Annotated in this window: 2 protein-coding genes; both read left to right on the top strand. The window is 74.5% G+C overall.

The genetic code is table 11. From position 1 onward, the window contains the following. A partial coding sequence (locus ABT186_RS44930; protein ID WP_351930174.1) for a phosphopantetheine-binding protein occupies positions 1–592 on the top strand: 592 nt, incomplete at its 5' end. Between the two features lie 85 nt (positions 593–677). After that, on the top strand, positions 678–4,261 hold a 3,584-nt coding region (locus ABT186_RS44925), incomplete at its 3' end, for a type I polyketide synthase (RefSeq protein WP_351930172.1).

The raw sequence follows: 4,261 nt of genomic DNA, 5'->3' as shown, positions 1-4,261 counted from the left end.
GCCGCACGCCGGGCAAGGCACCGTTACCGAGCCATTGCTGGGTACCGGCTGCCCGGGCGGCGCGCTGCGCACCCGGCTCGCCGGGCTCGCCGAGGCCGAGCAGGAGCGGCTGCTGATCCAGCTGGTCCGCGGCCACGTCGCCACCGTGCTCGGGCACGGCTCCGCCGACGCGATAGACGCCGACCGCGCCTTCACCGAACTCGGCTTCGACTCGCTGATGGCGGTGGAGCTGCGCAACCGGCTCGGAGTGGCAGCCGGACTCCAGCTGCCCGCCACGCTCCTGTTCGACCAGCCCACGCCGCGTGTTCTCGCCCGCCACCTGCGGTCGTTGACCGTCACCGAGGGCGGCGGCGCGCCCGTCCTCGACGCCCTCGACCAGCTGGAGGCCGCGCTGGCCGGGCTCGACGGGGACGACGCGCAGCGCGGCCGGATCGCCTCCCGCCTGATGGCGCTCGCCTCCCGCTGGAACGGCCAGGGCGAGCCGCAGGCCGAGCCGACGGACGACGGCGACGGCGACCTCCAGGACCGGATCGATTCCGCAGGTGCGGAGGAGATCTTCGCCCTCATCGACAACGACCTCGGCATCTCATGACCGGCGGGACGACCACGGCCACTGCCGTAACCGGCGGGACGACCACGGCCACGACCGACACGATCTTCCAGGTGGGTGAGTACGCGTGAACGAGCAGGAAAAGCTCCTCAGCTACCTCAAGAAGGTCACCGGGGACCTGCACGAGACCCGCAAACGGCTGCGCGAGGCCGAGTCCGCGTCCCGGGAACCGGTCGCCATCGTCGCGATGAGCTGCCGCTTCCCCGGCGGCGCCAACTCGCCCGAGGAACTGTGGCGGCTCCTCGGCTCCGGCGGCGACGCCGTCGCCGAGTGGCCCACCGACCGGGGCTGGAACCTCGCCGACCACTACGACCCCGAACCCGGCCGCCCGGGAAAGACCTACAGCACCTCCGGCGGCGCCCTCGCCGGCGCCGGTGACTTCGACGCGTCCTTCTTCGGGATCTCGCCGCGCGAGGCGATGGCCATGGACCCGCAGCAGCGGCTGCTGCTGGAGATCTCCTGGGAGGCCTTCGAGCGGGCGGGCATCGACCCCACGACCCTGCGCGGCTCCCGCACCGGTGTCTTCGCCGGCACCAACGGCCAGGACTACACGGCGCTGCTGCTGGCCTCGCAGGAGAGCCTGGAGGGGCATGTCGGCACCGGCAACGCCGCCAGTGTCGTCTCCGGCCGTATCTCCTACACCCTCGGCCTGGAAGGCCCCGCGGTCACGGTCGACACCGCCTGCTCCTCCTCCCTGGTCGCCCTGCACCTGGCCGTACGGGCGCTGCGCGCGAGGGAGTGCGACCTGGCGCTCGCCGGCGGTGTCACCGTGCTGTCGACCCCCGGCCTCTTCATGGAGTTCAGCAGGCAGCGGGGCCTCGCCCCCGACGGCCGCTGCAAGGCGTTCGCAGAGGCCGCCGACGGCACCGGCTGGGCCGAGGGCGCCGGAATGCTGCTGGTGGAGCGGCTGGCCGACGCCCGCCGCCTCGGGCACCCGGTGCTCGCCGTGGTCCGCGGCAGCGCTGTCAACCAGGACGGCGCCTCCAACGGACTGACCGCCCCCAACGGCCCGTCCCAGCAGCGCGTCATCTGGCAGGCCCTCGCCGACGCCCAGCTGTCCACTGCCGACGTCGACGCCGTGGAGGCGCACGGTACCGGCACCACCCTGGGCGACCCCATCGAGGCGCAGGCCCTGCTCGCCACCTACGGCCAGGACCGCGAACGGCCGTTGTGGCTCGGCTCCGTCAAGTCCAACATCGGACACACCCAGGCCGCCGCCGGGGTCGCCGGCGTCATGAAGATGGTGCTGGCCATGCAGCACGGCCTGCTGCCGCGCACCCTCCACGTCGACCGCCCCACCACCCATGTCGACTGGACGGCGGGCCGTGTCGAACTGCTCACCGAGGCCCGCCCGTGGCCCGCCGGCGACCGGCCGCGCGTGGGGGGCGTGTCCTCCTTCGGCGTGAGCGGCACCAACGCCCACGTCATCCTCGAACAGAGCGTTTCCGAACCGGCGGAACCGGCCGAGCCCGGCGAACGGCCCGCCGAACCGCCGCGCACCACACTGCCGTACGTCGTCTCCGGGCGCAGCTCGACGGCGCTGCGCGCCCAGGCGGCCGCACTGCACGCCCGGTTGCGCGCCGACGAGGCGCTCGCCCCGCACGATGTGGCCTGGTCGCTGGCCGCCACCCGCTCCGCGTTCGAACACCGCGCGGTGCTGTTCGCGGACGACCGCGCAGAGCTGCTGCGCGGCCTGGAGTCCCTGGCGGCGGGCGCACCGGCGGCAGGGCTCGTGCAGGGTGTGGCCGACGTGGACGGCCGTACCGTCTTCGTCTTCTCCGGCCAGGGCCCCCAGTGGCCCGGCATGGCCACCGAACTCCTCGACACCGACCCCGACTTCCGTGAGTACTTCACCGCCTGCGCAGCGGCCGTCGAGCAGTACGTCGACTGGTCCGTCGAGGCCGTGCTGCGCGGCGAGGACGGCGCCCCCACCCTCGACCGCGTGGACGTCGTCCAGCCGCTGCTGTTCGTGACGATGGTGTCGCTGGCGCGACTGTGGCAGTCCCGCGGTGTGCACCCCGACGCCGTCGTCGGGCACAGCCAGGGCGAGATCGCCGCGGCCTGCGTCGCCGGGGGCCTCAGCCTGGACGACGCGGCCCGCGTGGTCGTCCTGCGCAGCAGGGCCATCACCGCGCTCGCCGGACGCGGAGGCATGGCGTCCGTGCTGCTGCCCGTCACCGAGGTCGAGGAGCGGCTGGCACGCTGGGAGGGGCGGCTCTCGGTCGCCGCCGTCAACGGCCCTGCCTCCGTGGTCGTCTCGGGCGACGCCGATGCCGTACGCGACCTGGTCGCCGACCTCACCGCCGCCGGCGCACAGGCACGGCAGATCCCCGTCGACTACGCCTCCCACTCCGCCCAGGTCGAGGAGATCCGCGACCGGCTCCTCTCCGACCTGGCCCCCGTACAGCCCCGCGCCGCGACCGTGCCGTTCTTCTCCACCGTCACCTGCGACTGGCAGGACACCGAGCGCCTCGACGCCACCTACTGGTACGACAACCTGCGCCGCACCGTCCGCTTCGCCGACGCCGTACGCGCCCTGGCCGCACAGGACTTCCGTGCCTTCGTCGAGTCCAGCCCGCACCCCGTCCTCACCGCGGCCGTCCGCGACACGCTCGACGAGGACGGCCGCACCGGCACCGTCGTCACCGGCACACTGCGCCGCGGTGAAGGCGGGCCGCGCCGCTTTCTCGCCTCCCTGGCCGAGCTGAGCGTCCGCGGCGCCACACCCGTCGACTGGCCCGCTCTCGTCGGCGCCGGCACCCGGGTCGACCTGCCCACGTACGCCTTCCAGCGCCGCACCTACTGGCCCACGCCCGCTCAGCTCACCGGGCCCGCGCAAGCCACCGGCACGGACCTCGACTCCCGCTTCTGGGAGTCCGTGGAGAACGGCGACACCGGCCCGCTGGCCGCCGCCCTCCACCTCGACCAGGACACCCTCTCCACGGTCCTGCCCGCCCTGAGCGACTATCGCAGGCGCAGCCGTGAGAACGCCGTCGTCGACGCCTGGCGCTACCGCGTCACCTGGAAGCCCCTGCCCGCCACCCCGGCACCCGTACTGCGCGGCAACTGGCTCGTCGCCCTGCCCGCCGCCCACCAGGACCCCGCGCACCCCGGCCACGCCCTCACCACCGCCGTCGTCGACGCCCTCGCCCGCTCGGGCGCCGAACCGGTCACCGTCGCGGTCGCCCCGCACGACGGCCGCGACCGCATCGCCGAACTCCTCCGCGCCGCCGGACAGGACCGGCCGCAGGCCGTGCTGTCGCTGCTCGCTCTCGACGAGGAGGAGTACGACGGCCTGCCCGGCCTGCCCCGCGGCTTCGCCGCCACGGTCTCCCTCGTCCAGGCGCTCGACGACCTCGGCCAGGAAGCACCCGTCTGGTTCGCCACCCGGGGCGCCGTCGCCACCGGCGCGACCGAGACCGTCGACGCCCCCGAGCAGGCCCTCGTCTGGGGCTTCGGCCGGGTTGTCGCCCTCGAACAGCCCCAGCGCTGGGGCGGCCTGCTCGACCTTCCCGCCACCCTCGACCCCACGGCTGCCGAACGGCTCACCGCCGCGCTCGCCGGCGTGGGCCGGGAGGACCAGCTCGCCGTCCGCGGCACCGGCCTCCTCGCCCGCCGCCTCACCCGCGCGGCAACGGGCGGCCTGGGCGC

This window comes from Streptomyces sp. NPDC001634 (assembly GCF_040298185.1).
In the GTDB taxonomy this organism is placed as follows: Bacteria; Actinomycetota; Actinomycetes; order Streptomycetales; family Streptomycetaceae; genus Streptomyces.
Note: the sequence above shows the minus strand (reverse complement) of the source record. Positions and strands in the feature narration are given on the sequence as shown.